The organism is Allobosea sp. MMO-172, from assembly GCF_037147855.1.
GTDB lineage: Bacteria > Pseudomonadota > Alphaproteobacteria > Rhizobiales > Beijerinckiaceae > Allobosea.
In genome coordinates this window covers 286,485-311,470 of record NZ_JBBCUM010000002.1, presented here as the reverse complement: position 1 = coordinate 311,470, position 24,986 = coordinate 286,485, and the positions used below count along the sequence as shown (strand labels likewise).

Below are 24,986 nucleotides of genomic sequence, written 5' to 3'. Positions count from 1 at the left end.
TCTCCTACTTTCCGACAGCACGGGCGACGCCGACGAGGCGTTCGACCACGAGAACGACGGCAAGCGTCGCGACGATGAGCACCACGGACAGGGCCGCGATGAGCGGATCGGTTCGCCCTTCGACATAGCGCACCATCTCGACCGGCAGGGTCGAGGCGCGCGGGCCGGCGATGAACAGCGAGATCACCGTCTCGTCGAAGGAGAGCAGGAAGGACAGGCAGGCGCAGGCGATGAGGCCGGGCGTCGCCAGAGGCAGCGTCACCCGCCGCACCACCCGCCAGGGCGTGGCGCCGAGCGTGGCGGCGGCCGCCTCGATATCGTCAGGCAGGTTGGCCAACGCCGTCGCCATCATCCGGATCACGAAGGGCACGGTCACAATCATATGGCCGAGCACGAGTCCGGGCAGCGTCGCGGTGAGCCGGAGCGGCGAGAAGAACAGCAGCAGCGCGAGACCGGTAATCAGCGTGGGCAGCAGGAGCGGCGCCAGGAAGAAGCTGGTCAGTGCATCCTTGCCGGGAAAACGCCCCTTCGCCAGGGCGAGCGCCGCGGGCACGCCGATCGCGAGCGACAGCACGGTCACGACCGACGCGATCTGGACGCTGAGCCAGAGCGCCGCCAGCAGAGGGCCGTTGCCGGCAAGCTGCCTGAACCAGCGCAGTGAATAGCCCGAAGGCGGGAACAGGATGAAGTTGTCCGCCGAGAAGGACAGCATGACCACGACGACGATCGGCGCCAGGATCAGCACATAGACCAGCGCCGCGAAGCTGGAGAGAACGCGCCCCGCCCCGGTCATCGCTGCAGCCTCCTCGCCACCAGATTGGAGACGACGAGCAGGGCAAGCAGCAGCACGAGCGTGTAGATCGCCAGCACAGCCGCGACCGGCCAGTTCGTGTTGGTCGTCGCCTGCTCGAAGATTTCGGTCGCGAGGACGAAGACGCGCCCGCCGCCCAGCAGCTTGGGCGTGATATAGGCGGACATCGACAGAACGAAGCCGAGCCCCGCCGCCAGCGCGATCGCCGGCAGGCTGAGCGGCAGCGTGACGCGCCGGAAGGTGCGGAACGGCGAGGCGCCGAGCGAACGCGCCGCCTCCTCCAGCGTGCGGTCGAGCCGGCCGAAGCCGGCGAGCAGCGCCAGAATCATATAGGGCATGATGCTTTCGGCGAGGCCGATGGTGACGCCGGTCCAGTTGAAGACGAGCTTCAGCGGTGTCGAGATCAGGCCGAGCGATTGCAGCGTCGTGTTGACCAGTCCGCGATCGCCGAGAATGGCAAGCCAGCCGAAGACGCGCACCACGCCGGAGACCAGCATGGGCATGATCGCGACGACCGCGAGCAGCCCCCGGAAGCGGGAATCCGTGCGGAACAGGAAGAGCGAGACGGGATAGGCCAGGCACAAGGCGATCAGCATCGACACCGCCGAAAGCCAGAGCGAGTTCAGCGTGAGTTCGAAGGTGAAGCTGTCATGGAAGGTCGCGCGCGCGGTCTCCAGCGACCAGGCCTCGACCATCGCGCCGGTCGGCCCGACCTCGTTGAAGGCGTTGCGGAAGAGCCCGAGCGACGGCCAGACATAGACGACGATGAGGAACAGCGTCGCCGGGATCAGCAGCAGCGGCAGGCGGCGCGAGGCGGTCATGCTGCCTCGCGCGCGAAGACACGGCTTTCACCGCGCGGCCAGACGACGGCGACGTCGGTGCCTTCGGCCGGCGCCGCCGAGCCCGATGGCATCTCGACCGTGAGCTGGCCCCCGGCGCCCTCCACCAGCACCTCGACATGGTCGCCGACGAAGACGCTGCGCAGCACGCGCCCGATCAGCCGCGCCGTATCGCCGCTTGCCGGCTCGGAGAGCGGCACGATCCGCATGCGCTGCGGCCGGACGAAGAGATCGGCATCATCAGCCGCCTCGACCGGCACCGCCTGCCCCCAGACGGTCGCCCGGCCCTGCGCGTCGCGCGACAGCGGCAGCACATTCGCCCGCCCGACGAACTCCGCCACGAAGCGCGTCGCCGGTCGGTCATAGATATCCTCGGCATTGCCGATCTGGGCGATGCGGCCGCGATGCATCACCGCGATCCGGTCGCACATCGTCAGCGCCTCGACCTGATCATGCGTGACGAAAAGCGTGGTGATGCCGAGCGTGCGCTGGATCGAGCGGATCTCGTGACGCATCGCGTCGCGCAGCTTGGCGTCGAGATTGGACAGGGATTCGTCGAGCAGCAGCACGGAGGGCTGGATCACCAGCGCGCGGGCCAGGGCAACGCGCTGCTGCTGGCCGCCCGAGAGTTCCTTGGGACGGCGCTGCGCCAGACCGCTGAGCCGGACCAACGCCAACCCTTCCTCGACACGTTTCGCGATCTCGCCGCGGGAGACGCCGCGCTCCTCCAGGCCGAAGGCGATGTTGCGGCCGACCGAGAGATGCGGAAACAGCGCGTAGGACTGGAAGACATAGCCCATGTTGCGCTTATGGGCCGGCAGCTTGGTGATCTCGCTGCCGTCGAGCGTCATCGTGCCCTTGTTCGGCTCGATCAGCCCGGCGAGCATGCGCAGGGTCGTGGTCTTGCCGCAGCCGGAAGGGCCGAGCAGCGCGACGGACTCGCCCTGCTCCACCGAGAGCGAGACATCGTCGACCGCGACGGAGTTGCCGTAGCGCTTCTGCAGCCCGGCGAGTTCGAGATAGCTCATCGCCTGCCGCTCAACGTGCCGCCGAGATGACCTCGCGGCGCCAGCGGTTATTCCACTGGTCGCGCACCTTCAGGACCTCGTTCCAGTCGACCGGGATCATGCGCGCGCGGTTCTCCGGCGAGGCGGCGGTGCGCGCCAGCGCCTTGGCGTCGATCTGCGCCTTGGCATTGGTCGGCGCATAGAACATCCGCTCGGTGAACGCCTTCTGCGCGCCCTGCGACAGCGCATGCGCGACGAAGGCGGCGGCCGCGGCGCGGTTCTTCGAGCCGGCCGTCAGGTTGATGGTGTTGACCTGGAAGACCGAGCCTTCCGGCGGCAGCAGCACGTTGATCTTGCCGTTGGTCTGGTCGGAATAGAGCTGGGCGCGGGCGTTCCAGCCGGTCGCGACTTTCGCCACGCCATTCAGGATCAGCGAATAGCCGTCCGGGTTGGGGTCGAAGGTGTTCACGCCGGGCGCGAGCTCCTTCAGCCGCTTCATCGCGGCATCGATCGACTTGCGGTAGTCGCCGCCCTCCATCTTCTCGGCCATCGCCGTCAGCGCCAGGCCCTGGATGTTCGGCGGGGCGGCGAGCGCGATATGGCCCTTGAGATCAGGGCGCCAGAGATCGGCGAGCTTGGCGAGCTGGGGATTGAGCGCCGCATCCTGAACGATGACGAGATGGTCGAAGGTCACGGCCGGGCCGAACTCCCCGCCGGCCGCGCGCGCTTCCGGCAGAAGCTCATTCAGCACCGGGAACTCGGAGGGGCTGAGCTTCTCGAACAGCCCTTCGAGATTGCCGATGCTGGAGGTGGTGACGTCCATGATCACCACGTCGGTCTGCGGATCGGCCTTCTGCGCCCGGACGCTGCCGACCATCTGCGCCGAGGAGCCACCGGGCACGAAGTTCACCTTCACGCCCGGATGCGCCTGCTGGAACGGCTCGATCACCGTCTTGGTGTAGTTGTCCTGGAAGATGCCCGCATAGGACATCAGCGTGATCTGCCCCGAGAGCGTCTGTGCCCGCAGGACGGCCGGCATCGCGATGGTCGCGAGGCCGGACTGGATGGCGAGGCGGCGGGTGAGCATGACAATCTCCTGCTATGGCGCCGCCTCGGGCGGCTGATGGACGAGCTGCCGGCTCAGGCCGGGACCTTGGCCGCGAAATGCGCGATGAAGCGGGCGCAGACATCCGTCAGCTTCTCGGCCAGCTGCACGCCGGTCTCGGCCGAGCAGAGCGTCGGGTCGCCCTTGCCGACGCCGTCATGATAGACCTCGTCATACTCGTTGGGCATGCCGACTTCGGCGCCGTCGAAGCTCGCCGTGCCGAGCCCCGTGAAGGGCAGGTCGAGGACGGGGTCGCGCTTCATCGACTTGCCGGCCGGGATGAAATCCTTGCGGATCAGCTCGGGGAAAAGATGCAGGCCGAGGCTGGTCAGCGGATCGGCGCCATGGCCGGAGACTTTCGCCGACTTCTCGGCGCCGACGATGCCCGGCAGCATGCCATAGGCGATGCGCCAGAGATAAAGGCTCGGCAGCACGATGCGCTCGCGCTGGTAGAGTTCACGTGCGACCTCGGAGATCGGCCCGACATTACCGCCATGGCCGTTGATCACGATGATCCGGGTCAGGCCGTTGCGATGCAGCGAGTCGACCATCTCGGCGATGACCGCCGTCAGCGTGCCCTGCGAGATGGCGATGCCGCCGATCATCGGGCCGAACCAGTCGGCGCCGCCATAGGGCAGCACCGGCGCGACCAGCGTGCGCGTGCCGGCCTTGGTCGCTTGCAGGGCGGCAAGCTCCGCGATCTTCTCGGCCAGCAGGTAGTCGCCCATCGGCGCATGCGGGCCCTGGTCCTCATGGCTGCCCATCGGCAGCAGGATCACGGGGTTGGACTTCAGCAGCTCGCGCGCCTCCCCGCCCGTGATGGTGCCCATATGGACGAGGGGATCGGTCTTGGTAGCCATGGCGTGGTCCTTCCTTGGGATAGGCTGGTCGTCAGCGTTCGCTGGTGCGCGGGTCGAGAATGTCGCGCAAAGCGTCGCAGAGCAGGTTCATTGCGAGAATGGTCAGGGTCAGCACGGCGCAGGGCCAGAGCAGCAGCAGCGGGGCCTGCTCCATGGTCGAGCGCGCGCCGCGGATCATCAGCCCCCAGGATGGCGCGGGCGGCACGACGCCGAGCCCCAGGAAGGACAGACCGCTCTCGATCACCACGGCAGCGGCAACCGCGAGCGAGAACTGCACCAGCAATGGCCCGGCGATATTCGGCAGCACGGTGCGGAAGAGCAGATGCGACTGCGTCGCGCCGAGCGCCCGTGTCGCCTCGACATAGTCGCGCCCCTTCACCGCCAGCACCTCGGCATAGGTCACCCGCGCGAAACCGGGCAGGTAGAGCACCGAAAGGACGAGGATCAGCGTCGCCGCGCCCGGCCCGAGCAAGGTCACCACCAGAAGCGCCAATAGCACCGGCGGGAAGCACATGATGATCTCGACGCTGCGCACGGTGAGAAAGGCGCCCCAGCTCCGTGCCCAGCCGCCGATCAGCCCGAGCGTGATGCCGACGAGCCCGGCGAAGGTTGCCGAGACGAAGGCCACGGAGAGGCTGGTACGCGCACCCCAGACCAGGCGCGAGAGCACGTCGCGGCCGAACTCGTCGCGCCCCAGCCAGGAACCCGGCATCGGCCCGGCCAGGCGCCGCGCCACATCCTGCCGGATCGGATCAGGCAGCGGCAGCAGCGGCGCCGCGATCGCGACAAGCAGGATCGCCGCGACGATGCCGCCGGGCAGGATGAGCCGTTTGATGCCGCGTCGCTTCATCCGTGCTGCACCCTCATCCGTGTTGCACCCTTGGATCGATCGCCGCATGCAGCAGTTCGACGAGGAGGTTGATGAGCAGGAACAGCACCGAGATCGTCAGAATGATGCCGACCACCATCGGGTAGTCGCGCCCCTCGACCGCGCGCAGCAGCGGCGTCGACAGGCCCGGCCAGTTGAAGACGTATTCGACCAGCACGGTGCCGCCGAGCAGGGTCCCCATCTGGAGGCCCAGCACGGTGACGACCGGGTTCAGCGCGTTGCGCAGCACATGCACGACAAGAGTCCGTCGCGGCGACAGCCCCTTGGCGCGGGCGGTGCGGACATAGTCATGGGCGAGCGCGTCGAGCGTCGCGGCCCGCGTCATCCGGAACAGCACGGCCGCGAGCCCCTTGGCGATGGCGATCGCCGGCAGGGTCAAGAGCTTGAAATGCTGCGCCGGATCCTGCGTCAGGGGCACGAAGCCGCCGGCCGGCATCACCCGGAGCGTCTGCGCCAGCAGCAGCACGAGGAGCGTGCCGACGACGAAGACCGGCACGGCGAGCAGGAGCGCGGTGACCCAGGAGGCGACGCGATCGAAGGCGCCGCCGCGATGGACCGCCGCATAGACGCCAGCGGGCACGCCGATCACCACCGCGATCACGGTTCCCGCCAGGATCAATTCCAGCGTGCGCGGCAGACGAAGCGCGATTTCCTGGATGACCGGATAGTCATCGACCAGCGAGGTGCCGAGATCGCCGCGCACCAGCCCTGACAGGAACCGCCCGTACTGGACCATGAGCGGCTGGTCGAGCCCGAGCTTCTCGCGCAGTTCCTGCACCGTCGCCGGATCGGGCATGGCGCCGGAGGTCGAGAGCAGCAATTCGGCCGGGTCTCCGGGCACCATATGCAGCGCCAGGAATACGATCGTCGCCACGACCCAGGCCATCGCCAGGGTCAGGAACAGCCGCCGTCCGAGCCAGGCCGCGCTCATCCGAAATACGTCTCCTCGAGCTGGTTGCCGGAGGAGGTCGAGAGTGCACCGGGCAGGTTGGCGAAGCCCTGGATGCTCTTGTCCATGCCATAGCCCTGCTCGCGCCAGGCGAGGCCGACAAGCGGCACCTCCTCGAGCGCCGCGCGCTGCATCTCCTTGTAGATCTCGACGCGCTTGGCCTGATCGAACTCGGCCCGGCCCTTGGCGAGCGCGGCGATGGTGCGTGGCGCATCGACCTTGAAGGAGCGGCCATGTGTCGGCGACAGCGAGGTATCGAGCACCACGGTCAGCCCGTCCGGGTCGTTATTGTCCGAGGACACGCCATGGATCGCCATGTCGTACTGGCCGCGCGTGCCGCGGCTCACCCGCGTCGACCAGTCCGGCAGTTGCAGTTCGGCCTGGATGCCGATCGCCGCGAGATATTGCTGGACGATCTCGGCAGTGTCCTTGTGCATGCCGAACTGGGCGGTGGCGAGCAGCGTGGTCTGGAAACCGTTGCCGTAGCCCGCTTCCGTCAGGAGCGCCTTGGCGCGGGCCGGATCGTAGTTCCAGCCATGCGCCAGCTCCTTGTCGTACCAGGGCGTGCCCTCGACGATCGGCACGCCTTCGAGCGGCTTACCGCGCCCGAAGAAGGCGACCTTGACGATATCCTCGCGCTTCACGGCATGGGCGACGGCCCGGCGCACGCGCGGATCGTTGAACGGCGGCTTGGTGCCGTTGAAGAGCACGTCCATGAACGGCCCTTCCTGCGTGTCGAGCTTGAGGCGCGGGTCGGCCTGCACAGTCGCCATCGACTGCCACGGCACGTACTCGATCATGTCGACATCGCCGGAGATCAGCGCCGCGTTGCGCAGGTTCTCGTCGGCATAGACGATGAACTTGATGCCCTTCGCCTTGGGGATGCCCGGCTTGTAGAACTTGTCGAAGGCCGCAAGCTCCACCGAGCTGCCGCGCTCCTGCCCGACAAGGCGGAAGGGGCCGGCGCCGATCGGCTCGTTGGCGTTGGATTTCCGCCAGATGATGAAGGTGTTGTAGTTGGCAAACCAGCTCGGCAGCGTGACCTGCGGCTCCTTGGTGATGAGGCGCACGGTCTGCGGATCGGGAATCTCGACGCGCTCGATCAGCTGGAACTGCGTGCGCATATAGGCGGTCGATTTCTCGCCGGCGATCTGCTCGATCGACCATTTCACGTCATCGGCCGTGACCGGCTCGCCATTGTGGAAGACGCAGCCCTTGCGCAGCTTGAAGACCCAGGCGCCATCGGCATCGCGCGACCAGGACTCGGCCAGCTCGCCGCGCAGCTCGCCCTTCGCGTCATAGGAGACGAGGCTGCGGTTGATCAGCATCTTGACCGTGCCGGCCGACGCGCCGGTCGACACCCAGGGCTGGAGGTTGGGCGGGAAGGCCGAGAGACCGTAGCGGATGATGCCGGCGGCGCGTTGCGCGCTGGCGGGGCGGATCAGGAAGGGCGAGGCCAGCAGCGGACCGGCGAGACCGGCACCAAGGACGGAACGGCGAGAGATGGTCATCGGCTGATCCTCTGCTGCTGGGTCCGGCTGTCCGCTGGGGCTTATGCCCTGTCGCGTCCCGTCGATGGCGGGAAGGGCGGAGCCGGGCGGATGCGAGCAATAACCGCGCCAGCATGCCGACAGGCCCGGTCGTGCCCGGCCAAACGGCGCGGACTCCGGCTCTCTGTCGCGATGGTGGCGTGCACGGTCATGCGGTTCCCCGGCGCGGCTTCACTGTAGACGAACAGATGAGCCACGCTCTTGATGCGTCATGTATACGTGGCGGATTTTTTGTTGTCTACTCTCGAAAGCCCTATGGAAGAGCGAAAGGGGCGAGATGTCGATGGCGATGATCGAACAGGACGAGATGGCTGCCTTGCGCGGGAAGCCGACCCGGGAACGGGTCTATCTCTATGTGCGCGAGCAGATCCTGCGCGGCCGCTTCCTCGGCGGCTGCTTCATCGAGGAGGAGGAGATCTCCTCGGCGCTCGGCGTATCGCGAACGCCGGTCCGCGAGGCGTTCCACCGCCTGGAGGCCGAGCGTTTCATCGATCTCCTGCCGCGCCGCGGCGCGCTCGTCCGGCAGGTCACGGCGCAGGAGCTGCTCGATCTCTACGAGGCCCGGCGCATGATCGAGGGCCATGCGATCCGCCGCATCTGCCGCGAGGAATTGCCGCTCCCCGCCGACATGCATGCGATTCTCGCCGAGCTGGAACGCCTGCCGCAGGGCGACTACTTCAACCGCGTCGAGCTGAACCGCGAGTTCCATTTCGTCATGATCGCCGCAGTCGGCAATGTCGTGCTGTCCGAGCTCTACCAGTCGCTCGGCGCCCGCCAGCAGCGCGTCGCGATGACCGCGATCAACACCGACCCGAGCCGCGTCGCGCGGATCAGCAAGGAGCACCATGCTCTGGTCGCCGCCCTCTCCGAGTGGGACGAGGAAAAGGCGCTGGCGATCCTCGAGCAGCACCTGCGCCCGATCGTCGGCGTGATCTCGCGCCTGCCCGAGCAGGCCGGCGAAATCTGACGCGTCAGGCCGGCTCCACCATCGAGCGAACGGCATCCCGACGCTCGCCCAGGTGCCGCAGCAGCGGATCGAGATGCGGCACGCGGTCGCCGGCCGCCGCGAAGGGCACCGCCTCCCGCACCAGCGCGTGAAGCCGGCCGGTGACAGCGCCGAGCGGGGTGGCTTTGCGGATATCGACCGCCTGCGCCGCGACCATCAGTTCCACCGCCGCGATCGACCGGCAGAGCGACGCGACTTCCCCGGTCTTGCGGGCGGCGAGCCCGGCCATGCCGGCGCGGTCGAGATTGCCATTGGAATGGCTGGAGCTGGCGAGCTCATGCACCACCGGCGCCGTCGCGAGCCGCGCCTCCGAGGTGATCGCCTTGTGGAACTGGGCCAGCCCGTTGAAGCCGGGCAGGCCGACGCCGTCCTCCTCGATCAGCCCGACGGTGAGGCCCGACCAGAAGGAATCGACCTGCTTGGCGACGCGCTCGGCTGAACTGGTCATCACCGGCGCGAATCCGAGCCTGGCGATATCGAGCGCCATCGACAGCGAGACCGTGTCGAAATTCGCGACGGAGACCAGCGCCTGCTCCTCGATCGAGACGATCGGGTTGTTCTGGCTGGCGCTCAACTCGGCTTCGACCTGGCCATAGGCGAAGCCAAGGCTGTCGGCCGCCGTGCCATGGAGCAGCGGCAGCGAGCGGAAGCTGAGCGGGTCCTGCAAGTGACGCGGCCCGCCCTTGGCGAAGATATAGCTGCCCGCGAGATAGGCCCGGATGCGCTCGCCATGCCGCTTCAGCCCCGTGAACGGGCGCGACTGCAAGGCGGCGTTCGAGACGATCGAGGGATTGGCGGCGAAACCTTCCATGCTGAGCGCGGCGATCAGGCTCCATTGATCGAGAACCTCGCGGAGATCGGCCATGGCCAGTGCCGCCGTGCCGAGCGCGAGCGCGCTGGAATTCAGCATCGCCAGCGCCTCGCCAGCTTGCAGTTCGATATCCGAATAGAGTGCCAGCGCGAGGTCGGTGATCGGCGCCATGTCGCTCTGGCCCATCGAGCCCCAAATATGGACGTCGATCGCGCGGTCTTCGTTCAAGGCGGCAGCCAACCGCTCGGCCAGCAGCGGCCGCACGCCGAGGCGCCCGCTCGCCATGGAATTCAGCAGCACCGCCATCATCGCGCGTACAGCCTCTTCAGGCGCGAGCGGCCCATGCGCGACATTGTGGGTCAACAGCAGGCGGCGGTTGAATTCGCCGATCCGGCCGGGCGCCAGCGGCACGCCGGTCTTGGCGCCGACGCTGGTCGTGACGCCGTAGACTTTTTCGCCCCGCGCCACGGCATTATCGACAACCGCGCGGGCCGCCTTCATCCGCTCGATTGCCTCTGCCGTGAGCGAAACCGGCGCCTTCTCGCGGGCGATGCGGACGAGCCCGTCGATCGTCAGATCGAAGCCGGTTATAGCGACATGGCTCATGGCAATTCCGTCCCCAGCAAGACCGGCGGGTATTCGGAGAGCTTTCCCCGCCCGGCCCGTTCCTCAGCGCGCGTGCGCTACGCTCCTGCGCAGCTCTGACCGATTCCGTGATGGCCGGGAAGCGCCCGCATGCGGCCGGGAAAGGCTTTCGTTTCATTTGTTGAAATGGAGCATAGCCGCCCGACCGCCAGCCCCGGATCGGCTAGTTTCGCGCCGTCGAAACGGGCTTGGGCGCATGGCGATCACCTACGATCTGGTCAAGGAGGTCACCGCCAATCTCTACGATTGGTCGCTGCGCCGGATCCCTGAATCCTCCAAGGCCGAGTTCCGCAAGGCGCTGACGACCGAAACCGAACCGCAGGCGCGCCAGACGCTGGCATTCATGCTCGACAGTGCCGAGCGCGCCGAACAGACCGGCAAGTTCCTCTGCTCGGATGCCGGCGTGCCCAGCTACACCCTCAAGATCGGTTCCGGCGCCCGCATGGAAGGCGATATCCGCCAGGCGATCGTCGACGGATTCGCCGATCTCGTTCACACGATCCAGCCGCCGCTCCTGCGCTTCGTCACCAACCCGCTGACCAATGAGCGCAGCTTCCACGGCAAGGACATGCCGCTGGTCTCCTGCGAATTGATCGGTGATGTTGACTATCTCGACATCACCTGCGCGCCCAAGGCGCTCGGCGGCGGGCGCTGGGCCGCGATCGAGACCCTGGTCAGCCCGAGCCTGGAGGAGATCGAGCGCTGCATCCTCGAACTCGTCCTGCGCGCCGGCGGACAGCATTGCCCGCCGGTGGTAATCGGCGTCGGCATCGGCGGAACCTTCGACCATGCCGCCAAGCTCTCCAAGGACGCGACCTTGCGGCCCTTCGGCGAGCGCAATCCCGAAGTGATGGTCGCCGAGATGGAGGAGCGCCTGACCCGCGCGGTCAATCAGATGGGCTTCGGCCCGATGGGCGTCGGCGGCTCGACTACGACCTTCGGCGTCCATATCGAATATGCCTCGGGCCATGGCTTCACGCCCGTCGCGGTCTCGTTCAATTGCTGGATCAATCGACGTACCCGCGCCCGCATCCACAATTCCGGCGTGGTGGAGCGGATCGAATGACGATGTCCCCGCCCCGCCGCCTCACCTTGCCGCTGACCCGCGAAGACGCGCGATCGCTGAAGCTCGGCGAGGTCGTGCTGCTCGACGGCGACGCGGTCGCGACCGTCGGCATGCCCACGCAGAAGCGCATGGTCGCGGAACTCGCCGCCGGTCGCGACTTGCCCCTGCCGCTAAGCGGCGGCGCTTTCTTCCACATGGGCGTGAGCTATGAAGAAGCCGCGAACGGCCCTGGCCCGCTGCATTACGTCAACCCGACCACGTCGAGCCGCTTCGACCATCTGATGCCGACCTTGATCCGGACGCTGGGCTTGAGTGCGACCGGCGGCAAGGGCGGGCTCGGCCGTGAGAGCGTCGAGGCGATGCGGGAGACCGGTTGCGTCTATTTCTCCTTCGTCGGCGGCGCCTCGGCCATGTTGAGCGAAGGCGTGCAGGCCGTGACGGATTGCGCCTGGACCGATCTCATCATGCAGTTCCGCCTGAACCGCATCCGGCTCGACGGCTTCGGCCCCGTCATCGTCGCCATCGATGCGCACGGCAATTCGATCTACGAGCGCCTGATGGAGAAGGCGCGCGAGCGGATGCCCGAAATCCTGCAATCGCTTCACCCCTCTGCGGGCAACAACGAGACATCGCGATGAAAGTGATCGAAATCACCAAGCCGGGCGGCCCCGAGGTCCTGGCCTTCGGCGAGCGTCCGCGACCTGAACTCGGCCCGGCCGACGTGCTGATCCGCGTCCGCGCCGCCGGCGTGAACCGCCCCGATATCCAGCAGCGGCGCGGCCTCTATCCGCCTCCGCCCGGCGCGACCGATCTGCCGGGCCTCGACGTCTCCGGCGTGGTCGAGGCGGTCGGCGCCGACGTGGCATGGCCCAAGGTCGGCGACAGTGTCTGCGCGCTCGCCAATGGCGGCGGCTATGCCGAGTTCTGCGCCGTGCCGGCCTCGCAATGCCTGCCCTTGCCCGGTGGATTCTCCTTCGCGCAGGCCGCCGCACTGCCGGAAGTCTTCTTCACCGCCTGGAACAACGTGATCTGGCTCGGCCGGCTGGCCGAGGGCGAGACCCTGCTGGTCCAGGGCGGTACCAGCGGCGTCGGCATGGCCGCCATCCAGATCGCCAGGCAGCTCAGGGGCGCCCGCGTGATCGCGACCGCGGGCTCGCCCGAAAAGCGCGCCGTCAGCCTGGAGATCGGTGCCGATCATGCCGTCGATTACCGCGCCGACTGGGTCGCCGAGATCGAGGCCGCGATCGGCAAGGAGAAGGTCGATGTCGTGCTCGACGCGCAGGCCGGCCCCTATACCGAAAAGCAGCTCGGCCTGCTCGCGCCCGACGGCCGCGTCGTGCTGATCGCCAGCCATCTCGGCCAGACCGCGGAGGTCAATGTCCGCAACATCGTCCGCCGCCGGCTGACGCTGACCGGCTCGACGCTGCGCCCGCGCAACGCCGCCTATAAGGGCCGCATCGCCATGGAGCTGGCCGATCAGGTCTGGCCCTTGCTGGCCAGTGGCAGGATCCGCAGCCATATCTGCGCGACCTTCGACTGGGCCGATGTCCGCGACGCGCATGCGCTGATGGATGCCGGCGAGCAGATCGGCAAGGTCGTCCTGACCATGCCGGGCTGACGGGGCCACGCTCCGAAATACCGCGCGCAAACCCGGAGCATTCTGCACTAGTGTCGGCGTTCGTTCTCGCCATGCCGGACCTGCAGAGTGTTCTCCTTCGCGCCCGTTCAATCCGTCCTCAAGGCGCTGCGCCTGCTGACCGAGGTCAATCGCTCCAGCCCGGCCACCGTCGGCGACCTGCATCGCCGCACCGGCCTGCCCAAGCCGACCATCGTGCGCCTGCTGGAGACGCTGATCGAGGCCGGCTATGTCACGCGCGACGAGCGCATGCGCGGCTATCTCGTCACCTCGCAGGTCGCGCAGCTGAGCTCGGGCTTCCATGGCGCGCCCATGGTGATCGAGGCCGCACGGCCCTGGGCTACGGCACTGACGCGCCAGATCAAATGGCCTTGCACCGTCTGCCTGCTCGATTACGACGCCGTCATCGTCCGCTTCAGCACGATCCCCGACAGCCCGATCTCGCCCTTCCATGCCACGCTCGGCTATCGCCTGAGCCTCGGCGGGCGGGCGCTCGGACGCGCCTATCTCGCCTTCTGCCCGGACGAGGAGCGCGCCGTGCTGCTCGCCGCGATGCGCGCCTCAGCCGATGCCGAGAACAGCAGCCTGACCGACGAGGATGTCGCACGATTGATCGAGCAGGCCCGCTGGCGCGGCTATACCGAGCGGGACACCGCCGTCGAGCCGCGCAATTCCGCGACGATCGCGGTGCCGATCAAGCTCGGCGAGCGAGTGCTCGCGACCTTCGGCGTCACCTTCTTCCGCGCGGCCGTCGCCAATCCCGAGGACAAGGCGCGGATCATCCACCCCCTGAAGAAGGCCGCCGCCAGCATCGAGGCGCAGCTGGAAGCGCTCTCCCAATCCATGGGCGTCGCGTTTCAAGGTGAGAAATGACGTCCCATTTCCGCAGCCCCGCGACGGCGCGCCCCTAGTCTCCGCCCAACGCGTCCGCAGTGGCGCCGTGGGGAGGAACATTCAATGGAGCGACAGCTCTCACGCCGTGGATTCATGGCCGGAATCGCCGGGGCGAGCGCCCTGGCGGGCAACGGCCCGGCCTTCGCCGATACCTGGCCGAGCCGCGCGACCAATATCGTCGTGCCCTTCCCGGCCGGCGCCTCGACCGACGTGGTCGCAAGGCTGCTGGCGGATCGCCTGCGCGGCGAGCTTGGCCAGGGCTTCATCGTCGAGAACAAGACCGGCGCCGGCGGCAATATCGCCGCGACCAGCGTGGTTCGCGCCGCGCCCGACGGCTACACGCTGATGTTCTCGTCTTCGGGCCCGCTCGCGACCAACAAGCTGCTCTACAAGACCCTGTCCTTCGATCCCCTCGCCGATTTCACGCCGATCGCCGTGCTCGGCGACGTCCAGGGCATCGTCGCGGTGCATCCGTCCGTGCCGGCCAAGTCCTTCGCGGAGCTCGTCGCCTACGGCAAGGCCAATCCCGGCAAGCTTACCTTCGGCAGCCCCGGCTTCGGTTTGATGGGCCACATGATCGGCGAGCTGATCCAGCGCAAGGCCGGCTTCCAGATGACGCATGTGCCCTATCGCGGCTCGGCGCCATTGGCGACCGACCTGCTGGCCGGCACCGTCAATGTCGCGGTCGACTTCATCCCGGCGTATATTCCGCATGTCAAAAGCGGTGCGATCCGCGCGCTCGCGGTCTCCAGCGACCAACGCGCGCCGCAATTGCCGGAGGTGCCGACGCTGTCGGAAGCCGGCCTGCCCGACGTCAACACGACCGGCTGGTTCGGCCTCGTCGGCCCCAAGGGCCTGCCGGAGCCGGTGGTGGCGCGGCTCGCCGCGATCACCCGCGCCTATGTCGAAAGCGCGGAAGGCCGCGACAAGCTCGCCGTGATCGGCGTGCGCGCCCGCAGCGGCGATGCGGCGGCGATGCGGACGGCGCAGGCCATGGAGATCGCCCGCTGGGCCGATGTGATCAAATCCGCCGGCATCACGCTCGACTGAGCGGCAAGCGCCCTTCATCCAAAACAGAACGGCCCGGATCGCTCCGGGCCGTTTTTCGTTCCGCCTCAGGCGGCCTGATCCAACCCCAGCAGCTCCGCCGCATGCCCGCCCGTCATCCGCCTGATCTCGGATTCGGTGAACTGCAAGTCGAGCAGGTGGCCGACGATCTCGCGGTAGCCGTCGATCGGGCGCGGCGAGCCGACGAGACCGAGGTCAGAGCAGAGCACGGTGTTCTCGACACCCGCGACGTCGATCACCCGGCGCAGCTCCGGCGGGTCGAATTTCTTCGACTTGCCCTCGACGAACATGCAGATCGAATGCTCCATCACCGCGCCGAGCCCGACGAGATGGCGGATTTCCGCGTCGCTGCAGTTGTTGACCATGTAGGTCGGGTGATTGACGAGCAGCTTCTTCACGCCCCGCGCCCTGGCCTCCTCGAACACCGCGAAGAGCTCCGGCGTCGAGAGATGGCCACCGGCCAGGATGACGTCGCCCTCCGCGATCAGGTCGAGGATCTGCTTGACCGCGTCGATCAGCTTGCCGTCCGGGCCGAAGGCCGTCAGCGGGATCGGATCGAGCATCTTCTGCGCCGTCTTCGGGAAGGTCTTCACGGCGCCGGAGGCGAGCACGTCGATATGGTTCTTGGCCGCAAGCGTCGGCAGCCAGACGATCTTGCCGCCGAGCTTGATCGCATGATCGACGGCATGCGGGTTGAAGCCGCCCGAGGCGTTGTTCAGCGCGATGCCGGAGAACAGCCTGACGCCGGTATCCGGCACGAGCTTTTCCAGCAGGATCGCGTGCGCGGTGCCGAGATAGAAATGGTCCTTGTAGACGACGGCGCGGAACTTTGCGGCGGCAGCGTCCAGCATCGCGTCGTGATGATCGAGGATGCGCGGCATCGCGGCCGGGCCGCTGTGGCAATGCAGGTCGACGGCGCCGACGAGGAGATCGGCGATCTGGCGGCTGCGCGCATCGGCGCTGGTAGCGGTGGCGTTCATGTCCGTGGCCCTCACGCGGTTTCGCCGGGCATCGGATAATCCGCGGCGTTGATGACCCAGCCGGGCTTCAGCGAGAAGTCGAGGCGAGGCGGGGAGAAGATGTCGATCATCTGGTTCAGGCCCGGCAGGACCGAGCGCGAGGTGTGGATCGACGGCGGCGGGATCACGGTGAGCGAAGGCGCGGCCATCAGCTCGTGCTCGTCCTCGCGCCAGATGCGCATATCCGGCGTCCAGGGCCAGCGGATATCGTGGATATAGCCGCCGTCGATGACGAGCGAGCCCTGCTCGAAATCGTCATGGTGGTGCGGCGAGAGCGTGGTGATGTCGCGCAGGCCGAAGCGCGGATCGAGCATGTTCACCATCAGCGTCGTGCAGCGGAAGATGCTGCCGAAACGCCCCGTTCCGCCGGCATCGACGTCCAGGCTGTAGGCGCGGACCTTCCAACCCCCACGCGGCTCCGGCCAGGGCTTGAGCAGCGCGACATTGGCATGGGGCTCGGCATAGGACGCCGCATTGGAGCAGGCGGCGGCGAGATCGGGCGCGACGCTAGAGAAGATGCGGATCAGGCGCCCCTTGCCGGCAACGCGGACGCGCGAGGCACCGGGGGGAATGAAGGCGATCGAACGGCCGGGTACTTCGACCGTCTCAGCCCCGGCCGTCACCGTTGCGCCTAGCGTCTCCTCGGGCAGGATCAGGCAGTATTCGTCGGGCTGCGCCGGGCGCTCCAGAGAGGCGCCCGCCTCGACATCGGAATAGGCGACGATGAAGTTCTGCCCCCGCGCCACCCAGGTCTTGAAGCCGTCACCCGCCTGCTGCGGTGCCTCCGCATAGAAGCGTGCATAGTCGGCGCCGGCATAGGCCTTGACCGCTGGTGCCTTGGGCGCCGGCTGCGCCGCCAGTTGCGAACGGGGATCGCTGGAAGGGTAGCTGGACACGGGTGATCTCCTATCGCGCGGAAGCTTCGACCCGGCTCCGGGCGGCCTGCATCTGTGAGAGGGTGTCGCTCGCGGCCTTGCGCAGGAAACCCTGGTCCGATGAGAGGATGAAGGCGCTGGCGCCGCGCTCGGCGAAGGCGGCGGATTCCTCGCCATTGTCGGTCATCACGCAGACCGGCTTCCCGGCAGCCTTGGCGGCCCGGAGGATCGCGTCGACCGCGTCGCGCACCACCGGCGCATCGCGATTGGGCGCGCCGAACGCGACGGTCAGATCGCCGCGACCGATGAAAACGGCATCGAGCCCTTCGACGGCGAGGATGTCGTCGATCCGCTCCAGCGCGGAGGGGTCCTCGATCATGGCGATGGTGGCGACAGCCGCATCGGACGCATCGACGAGGTCCCACATCTTCGAGCCGCCATAGCGGCCGGCACGGGTGACGCCGGAGAAACCGCGCTTGCCGCCCCGGTAGCGGCAGGCTGCGACCAGCGCCTCGGCATCGGCAACCGTGGCGATATGGGGCGCGAGCACGCCCTCGGCACCGCAATCGAGCACGGAGAGAATCGCATCGGCCGAAAGCGAGGGCACCCGGACGACGCCGGCGATGCGGGCCGCACGGGCTGCCAGCAGTGCGATATCCGTCGCGTTGCGGTCGAAGGGTGCGTGCTCCTGGTCGACGACGACGAAGTCGTAGCCGCAGAAGCCGAGGATTTCGGTCGCGTGGGCGGTCGGCGTCTTGATGAAGCTCCCGGCCAGGAAGGCGCCGCTGAGCAGGCGCTGGCGGAAGCTGTTCGGTGTGGGTTCCTGCATGCTGCGACCTGCCGGTTTCGATGGTCGCGATGATGGGCATCGCCGCAGGCGCAAGCGGCCGGAATTGGTTTCGTTTCACTTGACGAAATGCACCAATGCGCAACTGCCCCTGGGTCAGAAAGCCGGCAGGATCGCGCCGGGATCAACGAAACGGCGGATCGCACCGTCTGAAAGGCCATCCGAAATGAAGAAGCGCCTCCTGCTGCTCGCCGGCTTGCTCGCCGCCTCCGCCCTGCCCGCCGCCGCCGGCACGCTCGAGAACGTCCGGGCGCGCGGCGAACTGGTCTGCGGCGTCAGCCCGGGCGTGGCCGGCTTCTCCGTGCCGGACGAGAAGGGAGCCTGGGGCGGCTTCGACGTCGACATCTGCCGCGCGGTCGCCGCTGCCGTGCTCGGCGATGCCAAGAAGGTACGCTTCACCCCGCTCAGCCCGAAGGACCGCTTCGTCGCGCTGCAGACCAGCGAGATCGACGTCCTCTCCCGGCAGGCGACCTGGACGCTGGGGCGCGACACCCAGATGGGCCTGCGCTATGTCGGCATCGCCTATTATGACGGCCAGGGCTTCATGGTCCGCAAGTCCGCGAACATCACCGCGGCCAAGGACCTGAACGGCGCCTCGGTTTGCGTGCCCACCGGCACCACGACCGAGCTCAACATCGCGGATTACTTTCGGGCGAACGGCATGAAATACGAGGGCGTCGCCTTCGAGGCCGGCGATCAGGTCGCGAAAGCCTTCGAATCCGGCCGCTGCGACGTGTTCAGCAACGACGTCTCGGCGCTCTCCGCCTATCGCCTGAAGCTGGTCAACCCGGCCGAATACGTCATCCTGCCCGAACTGATCTCGAAGGAGCCGCTCGGCCCCGTCGTGCGCCAGGGCGACGAGACCTGGACCAGCATCGTGCGCTGGGCGCTCTACAGCATGATCGTGGCCGAGGAGCTCGGCGTCACCTCCGCCAATGCCGATCAGCTCAAGGCCAGCGGCTCGCCCGAAGTCCAGCGCCTGCTCGGCGGCAACGGCAATTTCGGCGAGTCGATGGGGCTGAAGCCGGACTGGGCCCAGCAGATCGTCAAGCAGGTCGGCAATTACGGCGAGGTCTACGAGCGCAATGTCGGCACGGGCTCGAAGCTCGGCATCGGGCGCGGCCTCAACAAGCTCTGGACCCAGGGCGGCCTGCAATACGCCCCGCCGGTGCGCTGAGCGCCGCGACAACGTATGTGACGACCACGCCCGGCAACAGCGCCGGGCGTCTTTGCATCGGGGACAGGCTGATGGCGACCTCCAATCTGTATCCGGCGGAGAGCCTGAAAAGCTTTGCCGTCGCACTGCTTGAAGCGGCCGGCGCGCCGCCGGACAACGCCGCTGTCGTCGCCGAAGCCCTCATCGAAGCCGATAGCGAGGGCCTGCCCTCGCATGGCCTGCTGCATCTGCCGATGTATCTTGCCCGGATAGCGGGCGGCTCCGTCGATCCCCGTGCCACCGGCGCGGTCGTCGTCGATCAGGGCGCGCGCCTGACCATCGATGCCGGCAACGGGCTGGGGCAGGTCATTGCCGAGACCGCCTGCGGCATCGCCATCGCCCGCGCCGAAGCTCATGGCCTGGCGCTGGTCGCCGTCCGCAACGCCTTCCATTTCGGCGCCGCCGGACGCTTCGCCCGCAGGATCGCGCTCGCCGGCCAGATCGGCATCGTCATGGCGAATACCCGCCCGATGCTGCCTGCTCCAGGCGGCATGGAAGCCGTCGTCGGCAACAACCCCCTCGCGATCGCGGTCCCGACAGAGGGGGAGCCCGTCGTGCTCGATTTCGCGATGAGCGCGGGCGCGATGGGCAAGATCAGGCTCGCGGCCGGCAAGGGCGAACAGATCCCCGAAGGCTGGGCGCAGACGGCCGAGGGCCTGCCGACCCGCGATGCGCTGGAGGCGCTCAAGGGCTCGCTCCTGCCCGCTGCCGGGGCCAAGGGCTTCGGCCTTGCCTTGATGATCGATCTCATCGCCGGCGGCCTCTCCGGCGGCGGCATGGGTGAAGCCGTGCAGCCGCTCTATGGCGACATGGCCCGGCCCTATGACAGCGCGAACCTGTTCCTGGCGATCCGGATCGAGGGCTTGCGCCCACCTGCGGAATTCGCGGCAGCGACATCGGGCCTGACCGACCGCATCCGCGCCTCGCGTGTCACGGCCGGAGCGGCTCCCGTCCGCGTCCCCGGCGACCGCGCGGCTCAGGCGCGCAGCCGCTTCAGCGGCCATTGCCCTCTCGCCAGGGAGACGCTCGACGCGCTGCGCAGCCATGCCGGCCTCCTCGGCGTCGCCGTTCCCGAAGCTCTTGTCGCGACCTAGGGCTCAGCCCGCGAGCGTCGGCCACGGCCGCGGCGGCGCGCGCATCTCTTCGTAGGCGCGCGCGAGGCGGAGGACGCCGAGATCGTCGAAGGCCTGGCCGATGATCTGCAGGCCGATCGGCAGGCCGGCGCCGGAATAGCCGCAATTGATCGACACGGCCGGCTGGCCGCCCATATTGGCCGCGACCGTGAAGGCGATATGCTCGAACGGCCTCTGCGGATCGTTGAAGGGCGAGGCCCATTCCGCCGGATAGGACGGCTCCGGCGCCGTCGGCGAAATGATGAAATCGACGTCCTTGAGCGCGGCGTGGAGCGCATTGCGCATCGCCTCGATCTGGGCGAAGCCGGAATAGACGTCGCCGCCGGTGAAGTCCTTGGCGGTCACGATCCAGTTGAAGATATAGGGCAGGATCCTGGCCTGCTGTTCCGGCGGCAGGCGGGAAACGTCCTCATAACCCCGAGCCCGCCAGAAGCGGTCGAGCCCGTCGATCATGGCCCGCGTCAGGAAGGGCTTGATCGGTACGATGGTCGCGCCGGCATCGGCGAGCGCAGCCGCCGCACCCTGCACTGCCGCGCGCGTCTCGGAGCCGACCTCCTGGCCGAAGCCCGCCTCGAGCCAGAGGCCGATCTTCAGGCCTTTCACCGGCCTCGCGAGATCGAGCCAGTCGAGTTCCTGATAGGGCAGTGCCATCGTGTCGCGCCGGTCGGGCTTGGTCAGCACCGACATGTAGAGCGCGGCATCAGTGACGGTCCGCGTCATCGGCCCGGCGACGCGCCCGATGAAGGGCGGATCGATCGGCAGGCGCCCGGCCGAGGGCTTCAGGCCGACGAGCCCGCACCAGCCGGCCGGCAGGCGGATCGAACCGCCGATATCGGTGCCGATATGGAGCGGGCCGTAGCCGGCCGCCGCCGCAGCCCCCGCCCCGGCGCTCGACCCGCCGGGATTGGTCGAAATATCCCACGGATTGCGCGCGAGCTTGTGGAAGCTCGACAGGCCGGAGGAGAGCATGCCGTAATCGGGCATGGTCGTCTTGGCGAGGATCACGCCGCCCGCCTCCCGCGTGCGCGCGGCAGGAGGTGCATCCGCCGCTGCCGGCACCAAGGTCATCGCGGCCGTGCCGAGCGGGACCGGCGTCCCCTTGGTCGCGATGTTCTCCTTGATCGTGAGCGGCACGCCGTCGATCGCGCCCAGCGGCTCGCCCTTGGCCCAGCGCGCCTCGGATTGCCGCGCGCTCGCGCGCGCAGCGCCCGGGTCATAGGCCCAGAGCGCATTGAGCTGCGGCTCCCAGGCATCGATCCGCGCGATGACCGCGTCGACGACCTCGACCGGCGAAAGCCTGCGGGCGCGATAGGCTTCGACGAGCGCAACCGCGCTCAGATCGGCAAGATCGGTCATGGAGCAGCTCTCGTCCTGTCCGGCTTCCCACGGCCCGGAGGCCGCGGAAACGCCCTCAACCGTGGAAGATCGAAATGGTCTTCATGCTGGCGAAACCGTAGAGGGCCTCGAAACCCTTCTCGCGGCCATGGCCGGATTTCTTGACGCCGCCGAAGGGCAGCTCGACGCCGCCGCCGGCCCCGTAATTGTTGATGAAGACCTGGCCGGCATGCGCGGCCCGCGCCATCCGCAACTGCCGGCCGCCATCGTTCGTCCAGATGCCGCAGACCAGCCCGTAAGGCGTGCCGTTGGCGAGCGCGAGCGCCTCCGCCTCGGTATCGAAAGGCATGATCACCTGCACCGGGCCGAAGATTTCCTCCTGCGCCAGCTTGTGATCGGGCGGAACGTCGCGCAGCAGGGTCGGCGCGACATAGGCGCCGTCCGACGGCGCATCCGGGACGACAGTGCCCTGCGCCGCGACCTTGAGGCCGTCCTTGCGGGCAACGCCGAGAAAATCCTCGACGATCGCCTTCTGACGCTGCGAGACCACGGGGCCGACGGAGAGATCGGCCTCGGCCGGCCCGACCTTGAGCGCGCGGTATTTCTCGCTCATCCGCGCGATCACGTCCTCATAGACGGAGCGCTCGACGAGGATGCGCGAGGAGGCCGAGCAGGTCTGGCCGGCATTCTGGATGCCGGCATTGACGAGGAACGGCACGGCGCGGTCGAGATCGGCATCGGCGAAGACGACCTGGGCCGATTTGCCGCCGAGTTCCAGCGTCACCGGCACGGCGTTGCGGGCGGCGGCGGCCTGCACCATCTCGCCCGTCCGGGCCGAGCCGGTGAAGGAGATGTGGTTGATGTCATCATGCGCGGAAAGCGCCGCGCCCGCTTCCGCGCCGAAGCCGGTGACGATATTGAGCGCGCCGGCCGGCAGCCCGGCCTCCTGCGCGATCCGCGCGAATTCGAGGATGGTGAGGCAGGCTTCCTCGGCCGGCTTGACGACGGCGGCATTGCCCATGGCCAGCGCCGCGCCGAGGCTGCGCCCGAGGATCTGCATGGGGTAGTTCCACGGGATGATATGCCCGGTGACGCCATGCGGCTCGTAGATCGTCAGGACGGTGAAGCCGTTCTGGTAGGGAATGGTGTCGCCATGCACCTTGTCGGCCGAGGCACCGTAGAATTCGAGATAGCGCGCCAGCGCCACGACATCGGCTCGCGCCTGCGTCAGCGGCTTGCCGACATCGCGCGCCTCGGTCTCGGTCAGAAGGTCGATATTCCCCAGCACGCCGGTCGCGATCCGGGCGAGGATGCGGCCACGCTCCGTCGCCGTCAGGCGGCCCCATTCGCCGGAAAGCGCCTGGCGGGCGGCGGCGACCGCCAGATCGATATCTTCCTGCCTGCCGCGCGCGAGCTTCGCGAAGACCTGCCCGGTCGAGGGATTGCGGACGTCGATATGCTCGCCATCGACGGCGTCGCGCCATTCATTGGCGATGAAATTCCGATAGGTCTTCACGTCAGGCCTCGATGGGTTTCTGCTTTTCGGCGAGCTGCGCCTTGAGGCGGACAGCCGTCGCATGGATATGAGCCCGCGCGACGCGCTCGGCGTCGTCGGGCTGGCGCTTCTGGATGGCGTCGAGGATGTCGCCGTGCTCGGCGACCGCGGCGGCCGCCCGCTCGCAGGACAGCGCGAAAGCCGGGGCGAAAACCTGGGAGGTCAGGTGCAACAGCGGCACAAGCGGCGGCAAGGAGGCATTCCCGGCCGCATCGATGACCGCCAGATGGAAATCGATATTCGACTGCGAGTAGTCGCTCGCATTCCAGTCCGCGATCAGCTTGCGCTGGCGCTCGACCAGCTTCGCCAGCTCCCTGATCTGAGCAGCCGTTGCGCGCTCGGCGGCATGGCGCGCCGCGACACCGTCCATCGCCTCGCGCACGGCATAGGCATCGAGCAGCTTCGGCAGGTCGGCCGTCGCGACCCTGACCCCGCTTCCCGGCTTGTTCACGACGAGCCCGTCGCGCTCCAGCACACGGAAGGCCTCACGCAGCGGCGTCCGGCTGATGCCGAACTCGGCCGCGATTCGCTCCTGCCTGAGCGTTGCGCCGGGCGCGTAGACCCCGGCATAGATGCGTTCGCGCAGGGCCTGCGCCACTTCGTCGAGCAGGCGCGACTGGCTGCGCCATGCGAGCACCTGGCCCATCGACGTCTCCACAACCGCCGAAAATGGTATCCAGGATACAGAGACTGTCAATGCAAGCGCAGGGCTGGGCGCCCCCTCGCGCAGGGCATGCCCTTCAGCCGGAAAGGGGAATTCCCCCGGAGAAGCCGGGGCCCTCGGGCGCCTACCGCAACAGGAAGCCGTGCCGCAGCGGATCGTCGCGGTCGATGAACCACGACGCCTGGCCGCAGAGATGCGCGCTGCCCGAGACCTCCGGGATGATCGCCTCGATCCCGCCGAGCCTGGTCTCCTGCAGAACACGCCCCGTCATGATCGAGCCGACGATGGATTCGTTGACCAGAAGCGCACCCGGCTTCAGCAGCCCCTTGGCGTGGAGCAGCGCGGTGCGCCCGGCCGTGCCGGAGCCGGTCGGCGAGCGGTCGAGCTGCCGATCGGCGAAGATGCAGCAATTGGCCTGCGTCGCCTCGGGGTCGAGCGGGTCGCCGTCGATGATCGTGCCGTAGATATGGTTCAGCTCCGGGATCTCCGGATGCACGACCGGGAAGGCCTTGTTGGCGGCAATCTTCACCTCGGCGCCGAAGCGGATCAGCGCCTCGGCATTTTCGCGCCGGATCGCGAGGCCGAAGGGGCGGCCATCCGTGTAGAAGTAGAAGGCGCCGCCGAAGGCGATGTCGCCAGTGACCTTGCCGAAGCTCGGCGTCTCGATGCTGACGTCGCGATGAACCAGATAGGAGGGCACGTTGACGAAGCGCACGCTGGCGGCGCGCTTCCCGTCCCAGGTCACGAAGGCCTCGATGAAGCCGCAGGGCGCATCGATCCCGACGCGCGTCTCCGGCTCCGTGCGCTTGACCCAGCCGAGCTCGACGGCCGCGGTCGCGAGCGCGATGACGCCATGGCCGCAATGGTCGCTATAGCCCTCGTTATGCACGAAGATGACGCCGAAATCGGCTTGGGCCGAGACCGGCTCGGTCAGGTAGCCCGCATACATGTCGGCATGGCCGCGCGGCTCGAAGATCAGCGCCTGCCGGATCTCGTCGATGTTGTTCTTCACCCAGTCGCGCCGCTGGACGATCGTCTTGCCCGGCAATCGCGGCAATCCGCTGGTCACGATCCGGAACGGCTCGCCGCCGGTATGAACCTCGACGGTCTGGATGACGCGATCAGCCTGCATCGTTCCCCCTTGATGCCGTGTTCCGGCACAGCCTTGAGCAGGTTCAGGCGCCCTCCGCAAGGGAGGAGCCTGAA

24 protein-coding genes are annotated in these 24,986 nt (G+C 67.9%); 8 read left to right on the top strand and 16 right to left on the bottom strand.

Annotation, left to right across the window (positions count from 1 at the left end):
* Positions 1 to 4 precede the first annotated feature (4 nt).
* The 8 genes from WFK61_RS04665 to WFK61_RS04630 are packed head-to-tail and all read right to left on the bottom strand — an operon-like array spanning position 5 to position 7,971.
* Positions 5 to 793: an ABC transporter permease gene (locus WFK61_RS04665; RefSeq protein WP_336810362.1), complete on the bottom strand. Its 789-nt coding sequence runs from the start codon at positions 791 to 793 to the stop codon at positions 5 to 7.
* Complete coding sequence (locus WFK61_RS04660; RefSeq protein ID WP_336810361.1) at positions 790 to 1,632, bottom strand: ABC transporter permease; 843 nt, start codon at positions 1,630 to 1,632, stop codon at positions 790 to 792. The genes WFK61_RS04665 and WFK61_RS04660 overlap by 4 nt, the downstream gene beginning before the upstream one ends.
* Complete coding sequence (locus WFK61_RS04655) at positions 1,629 to 2,678, bottom strand: ABC transporter ATP-binding protein (RefSeq protein ID WP_336810360.1); 1,050 nt, start codon at positions 2,676 to 2,678, stop codon at positions 1,629 to 1,631. Before WFK61_RS04655 ends, WFK61_RS04660 begins: the two co-directional genes overlap by 4 nt.
* Positions 2,679 to 2,688: 10 nt before the next feature.
* On the bottom strand, positions 2,689 to 3,744 hold the full coding sequence (locus tag WFK61_RS04650) for an extracellular solute-binding protein (RefSeq protein ID WP_336810359.1): 1,056 nt from the start codon (positions 3,742 to 3,744) through the stop codon (positions 2,689 to 2,691).
* A gap of 53 nt (positions 3,745 to 3,797) precedes the next feature.
* Positions 3,798 to 4,622, bottom strand: coding sequence for a creatininase family protein (locus WFK61_RS04645; RefSeq protein ID WP_336810358.1), 825 nt, complete (start codon positions 4,620 to 4,622; stop codon positions 3,798 to 3,800).
* Positions 4,623 to 4,653: 31 nt separating this feature from the next.
* Positions 4,654 to 5,472, bottom strand: a complete 819-nt coding sequence (locus WFK61_RS04640; RefSeq protein ID WP_336810357.1) for an ABC transporter permease — start codon at positions 5,470 to 5,472, stop codon at positions 4,654 to 4,656.
* Between the two features lie 13 nt (positions 5,473 to 5,485).
* Complete coding sequence (locus WFK61_RS04635) at positions 5,486 to 6,442, bottom strand: ABC transporter permease (protein WP_336810356.1); 957 nt, start codon at positions 6,440 to 6,442, stop codon at positions 5,486 to 5,488.
* Positions 6,439 to 7,971, bottom strand: a complete 1,533-nt coding sequence (locus WFK61_RS04630) for an ABC transporter substrate-binding protein (protein ID WP_336810355.1) — start codon at positions 7,969 to 7,971, stop codon at positions 6,439 to 6,441. Before WFK61_RS04630 ends, WFK61_RS04635 begins: the two co-directional genes overlap by 4 nt.
* A 322-nt stretch (positions 7,972 to 8,293) precedes the next feature.
* Between WFK61_RS04630 and WFK61_RS04625 the strand changes: the two genes are divergently transcribed.
* Entirely contained in the window at positions 8,294 to 8,977 is a 684-nt protein-coding gene (locus WFK61_RS04625) for a GntR family transcriptional regulator (RefSeq protein ID WP_336810354.1), read from the top strand.
* Positions 8,978 to 8,981: 4 nt separating this feature from the next.
* Here WFK61_RS04625 and WFK61_RS04620 read toward each other — a convergent pair whose 3' ends face one another.
* Entirely contained in the window at positions 8,982 to 10,433 is a 1,452-nt protein-coding gene (locus WFK61_RS04620; RefSeq protein WP_336810353.1) for an aromatic amino acid ammonia-lyase, read from the bottom strand.
* A gap of 235 nt (positions 10,434 to 10,668) precedes the next feature.
* Here WFK61_RS04620 and WFK61_RS04615 point away from each other — a divergent pair, with 235 nt between their 5' ends.
* The 5 genes from WFK61_RS04615 to WFK61_RS04595 all read left to right on the top strand — a co-directional run bounded on the left by WFK61_RS04615 (position 10,669) and on the right by WFK61_RS04595 (position 15,118).
* Complete coding sequence (locus WFK61_RS04615) at positions 10,669 to 11,538, top strand: fumarate hydratase (protein WP_336810352.1); 870 nt, start codon at positions 10,669 to 10,671, stop codon at positions 11,536 to 11,538.
* Positions 11,535 to 12,176 (top strand): fumarate hydratase C-terminal domain-containing protein, encoded by a 642-nt coding sequence (locus WFK61_RS04610; protein WP_336810351.1) that lies wholly within the window; start codon positions 11,535 to 11,537, stop codon positions 12,174 to 12,176. Before WFK61_RS04615 ends, WFK61_RS04610 begins: the two co-directional genes overlap by 4 nt.
* Positions 12,173 to 13,156, top strand: coding sequence for an NAD(P)H-quinone oxidoreductase (locus WFK61_RS04605; RefSeq protein WP_336810350.1), 984 nt, complete (start codon positions 12,173 to 12,175; stop codon positions 13,154 to 13,156). The genes WFK61_RS04610 and WFK61_RS04605 overlap by 4 nt, the downstream gene beginning before the upstream one ends.
* 87 nt (positions 13,157 to 13,243) lie before the next feature.
* Entirely contained in the window at positions 13,244 to 14,047 is an 804-nt protein-coding gene (locus WFK61_RS04600; protein ID WP_336810349.1) for a DNA-binding transcriptional regulator, read from the top strand.
* A 114-nt stretch (positions 14,048 to 14,161) separates the two neighbouring features.
* Positions 14,162 to 15,118, top strand: a complete 957-nt coding sequence (locus WFK61_RS04595; protein ID WP_336810348.1) for a Bug family tripartite tricarboxylate transporter substrate binding protein — start codon at positions 14,162 to 14,164, stop codon at positions 15,116 to 15,118.
* 65 nt (positions 15,119 to 15,183) lie between these two features.
* Here the strand turns inward: WFK61_RS04595 and WFK61_RS04590 are convergent, their stop codons facing one another.
* Genes WFK61_RS04590 through WFK61_RS04580 form a run of 3 tightly spaced genes read right to left on the bottom strand, consistent with a single transcriptional unit; the run spans position 15,184 to position 17,859 of the window.
* The gene (locus tag WFK61_RS04590) at positions 15,184 to 16,116 is read right to left on the bottom strand and encodes a DUF6282 family protein (RefSeq protein ID WP_336810347.1); all 933 of its coding nucleotides are present in this window, start codon (positions 16,114 to 16,116) and stop codon (positions 15,184 to 15,186) included.
* 11 nt (positions 16,117 to 16,127) lie between these two features.
* The gene (locus tag WFK61_RS04585; RefSeq protein ID WP_336810346.1) at positions 16,128 to 17,051 is read right to left on the bottom strand and encodes a cupin domain-containing protein; all 924 of its coding nucleotides are present in this window, start codon (positions 17,049 to 17,051) and stop codon (positions 16,128 to 16,130) included.
* A 10-nt stretch (positions 17,052 to 17,061) separates the two neighbouring features.
* The gene (locus tag WFK61_RS04580; protein WP_336810345.1) at positions 17,062 to 17,859 is read right to left on the bottom strand and encodes an HpcH/HpaI aldolase family protein; all 798 of its coding nucleotides are present in this window, start codon (positions 17,857 to 17,859) and stop codon (positions 17,062 to 17,064) included.
* Between the two features lie 184 nt (positions 17,860 to 18,043).
* On the opposite strand from WFK61_RS04580, the gene WFK61_RS04575 reads away from it, so the two are divergent.
* Positions 18,044 to 19,054 carry an amino acid ABC transporter substrate-binding protein gene (locus tag WFK61_RS04575; RefSeq protein WP_336810344.1) on the top strand — a complete coding sequence of 337 codons (1,011 nt, stop codon included), beginning with the start codon at positions 18,044 to 18,046 and terminating at the stop codon, positions 19,052 to 19,054.
* 71 nt (positions 19,055 to 19,125) lie between these two features.
* Positions 19,126 to 20,187: an Ldh family oxidoreductase gene (locus tag WFK61_RS04570; protein ID WP_336810343.1), complete on the top strand. Its 1,062-nt coding sequence runs from the start codon at positions 19,126 to 19,128 to the stop codon at positions 20,185 to 20,187.
* Between the two features lie 3 nt (positions 20,188 to 20,190).
* On the opposite strand, the gene WFK61_RS04565 is transcribed toward WFK61_RS04570, so the two are convergent.
* The 4 genes from WFK61_RS04565 to lhpH form a co-directional block, all read right to left on the bottom strand.
* On the bottom strand, positions 20,191 to 21,582 hold the full coding sequence (locus WFK61_RS04565; RefSeq protein WP_336810342.1) for an amidase: 1,392 nt from the start codon (positions 21,580 to 21,582) through the stop codon (positions 20,191 to 20,193).
* A 55-nt stretch (positions 21,583 to 21,637) separates the two neighbouring features.
* Positions 21,638 to 23,077, bottom strand: coding sequence for an aldehyde dehydrogenase family protein (locus tag WFK61_RS04560; RefSeq protein WP_336810341.1), 1,440 nt, complete (start codon positions 23,075 to 23,077; stop codon positions 21,638 to 21,640).
* 1 nt (position 23,078) lies between these two features.
* The gene (locus WFK61_RS04555; RefSeq protein ID WP_336810340.1) at positions 23,079 to 23,762 is read right to left on the bottom strand and encodes a GntR family transcriptional regulator; all 684 of its coding nucleotides are present in this window, start codon (positions 23,760 to 23,762) and stop codon (positions 23,079 to 23,081) included.
* A gap of 142 nt (positions 23,763 to 23,904) precedes the next feature.
* On the bottom strand, positions 23,905 to 24,912 hold the full coding sequence (gene lhpH / locus WFK61_RS04550) for a trans-3-hydroxy-L-proline dehydratase (protein ID WP_336810339.1): 1,008 nt from the start codon (positions 24,910 to 24,912) through the stop codon (positions 23,905 to 23,907).
* Positions 24,913 to 24,986 lie beyond the last annotated feature (74 nt).

Coding starts and splice junctions, on each gene's coding strand:
- WFK61_RS04635 (WP_336810356.1), bottom strand. CDS start 6,442: ATGAGCGCGGCCTGGCTCGGACGGCGGCTGTTCCTGACCCTGGCGATG.
- WFK61_RS04645 (WP_336810358.1), bottom strand. CDS start 4,622: ATGGCTACCAAGACCGATCCCCTCGTCCATATGGGCACCATCACGGGC.
- WFK61_RS04555 (WP_336810340.1), bottom strand. CDS start 23,762: ATGGGCCAGGTGCTCGCATGGCGCAGCCAGTCGCGCCTGCTCGACGAA.
- WFK61_RS04665 (WP_336810362.1), bottom strand. CDS start 793: ATGACCGGGGCGGGGCGCGTTCTCTCCAGCTTCGCGGCGCTGGTCTAT.
- WFK61_RS04575 (WP_336810344.1), top strand. CDS start 18,044: ATGAAGAAGCGCCTCCTGCTGCTCGCCGGCTTGCTCGCCGCCTCCGCC.
- WFK61_RS04595 (WP_336810348.1), top strand. CDS start 14,162: ATGGCCGGAATCGCCGGGGCGAGCGCCCTGGCGGGCAACGGCCCGGCC.
- WFK61_RS04660 (WP_336810361.1), bottom strand. CDS start 1,632: ATGACCGCCTCGCGCCGCCTGCCGCTGCTGCTGATCCCGGCGACGCTG.
- WFK61_RS04655 (WP_336810360.1), bottom strand. CDS start 2,678: ATGAGCTATCTCGAACTCGCCGGGCTGCAGAAGCGCTACGGCAACTCC.
- WFK61_RS04590 (WP_336810347.1), bottom strand. CDS start 16,116: ATGAACGCCACCGCTACCAGCGCCGATGCGCGCAGCCGCCAGATCGCC.
- WFK61_RS04620 (WP_336810353.1), bottom strand. CDS start 10,433: ATGAGCCATGTCGCTATAACCGGCTTCGATCTGACGATCGACGGGCTC.
- WFK61_RS04565 (WP_336810342.1), bottom strand. CDS start 21,582: ATGACCGATCTTGCCGATCTGAGCGCGGTTGCGCTCGTCGAAGCCTAT.
- WFK61_RS04630 (WP_336810355.1), bottom strand. CDS start 7,971: ATGACCATCTCTCGCCGTTCCGTCCTTGGTGCCGGTCTCGCCGGTCCG.
- WFK61_RS04580 (WP_336810345.1), bottom strand. CDS start 17,859: ATGCAGGAACCCACACCGAACAGCTTCCGCCAGCGCCTGCTCAGCGGC.
- WFK61_RS04615 (WP_336810352.1), top strand. CDS start 10,669: ATGGCGATCACCTACGATCTGGTCAAGGAGGTCACCGCCAATCTCTAC.
- lhpH (WP_336810339.1), bottom strand. CDS start 24,912: ATGCAGGCTGATCGCGTCATCCAGACCGTCGAGGTTCATACCGGCGGC.
- WFK61_RS04605 (WP_336810350.1), top strand. CDS start 12,173: ATGAAAGTGATCGAAATCACCAAGCCGGGCGGCCCCGAGGTCCTGGCC.
- WFK61_RS04650 (WP_336810359.1), bottom strand. CDS start 3,744: ATGCTCACCCGCCGCCTCGCCATCCAGTCCGGCCTCGCGACCATCGCG.
- WFK61_RS04625 (WP_336810354.1), top strand. CDS start 8,294: ATGGCGATGATCGAACAGGACGAGATGGCTGCCTTGCGCGGGAAGCCG.
- WFK61_RS04610 (WP_336810351.1), top strand. CDS start 11,535: ATGACGATGTCCCCGCCCCGCCGCCTCACCTTGCCGCTGACCCGCGAA.
- WFK61_RS04570 (WP_336810343.1), top strand. CDS start 19,126: ATGGCGACCTCCAATCTGTATCCGGCGGAGAGCCTGAAAAGCTTTGCC.
- WFK61_RS04640 (WP_336810357.1), bottom strand. CDS start 5,472: ATGAAGCGACGCGGCATCAAACGGCTCATCCTGCCCGGCGGCATCGTC.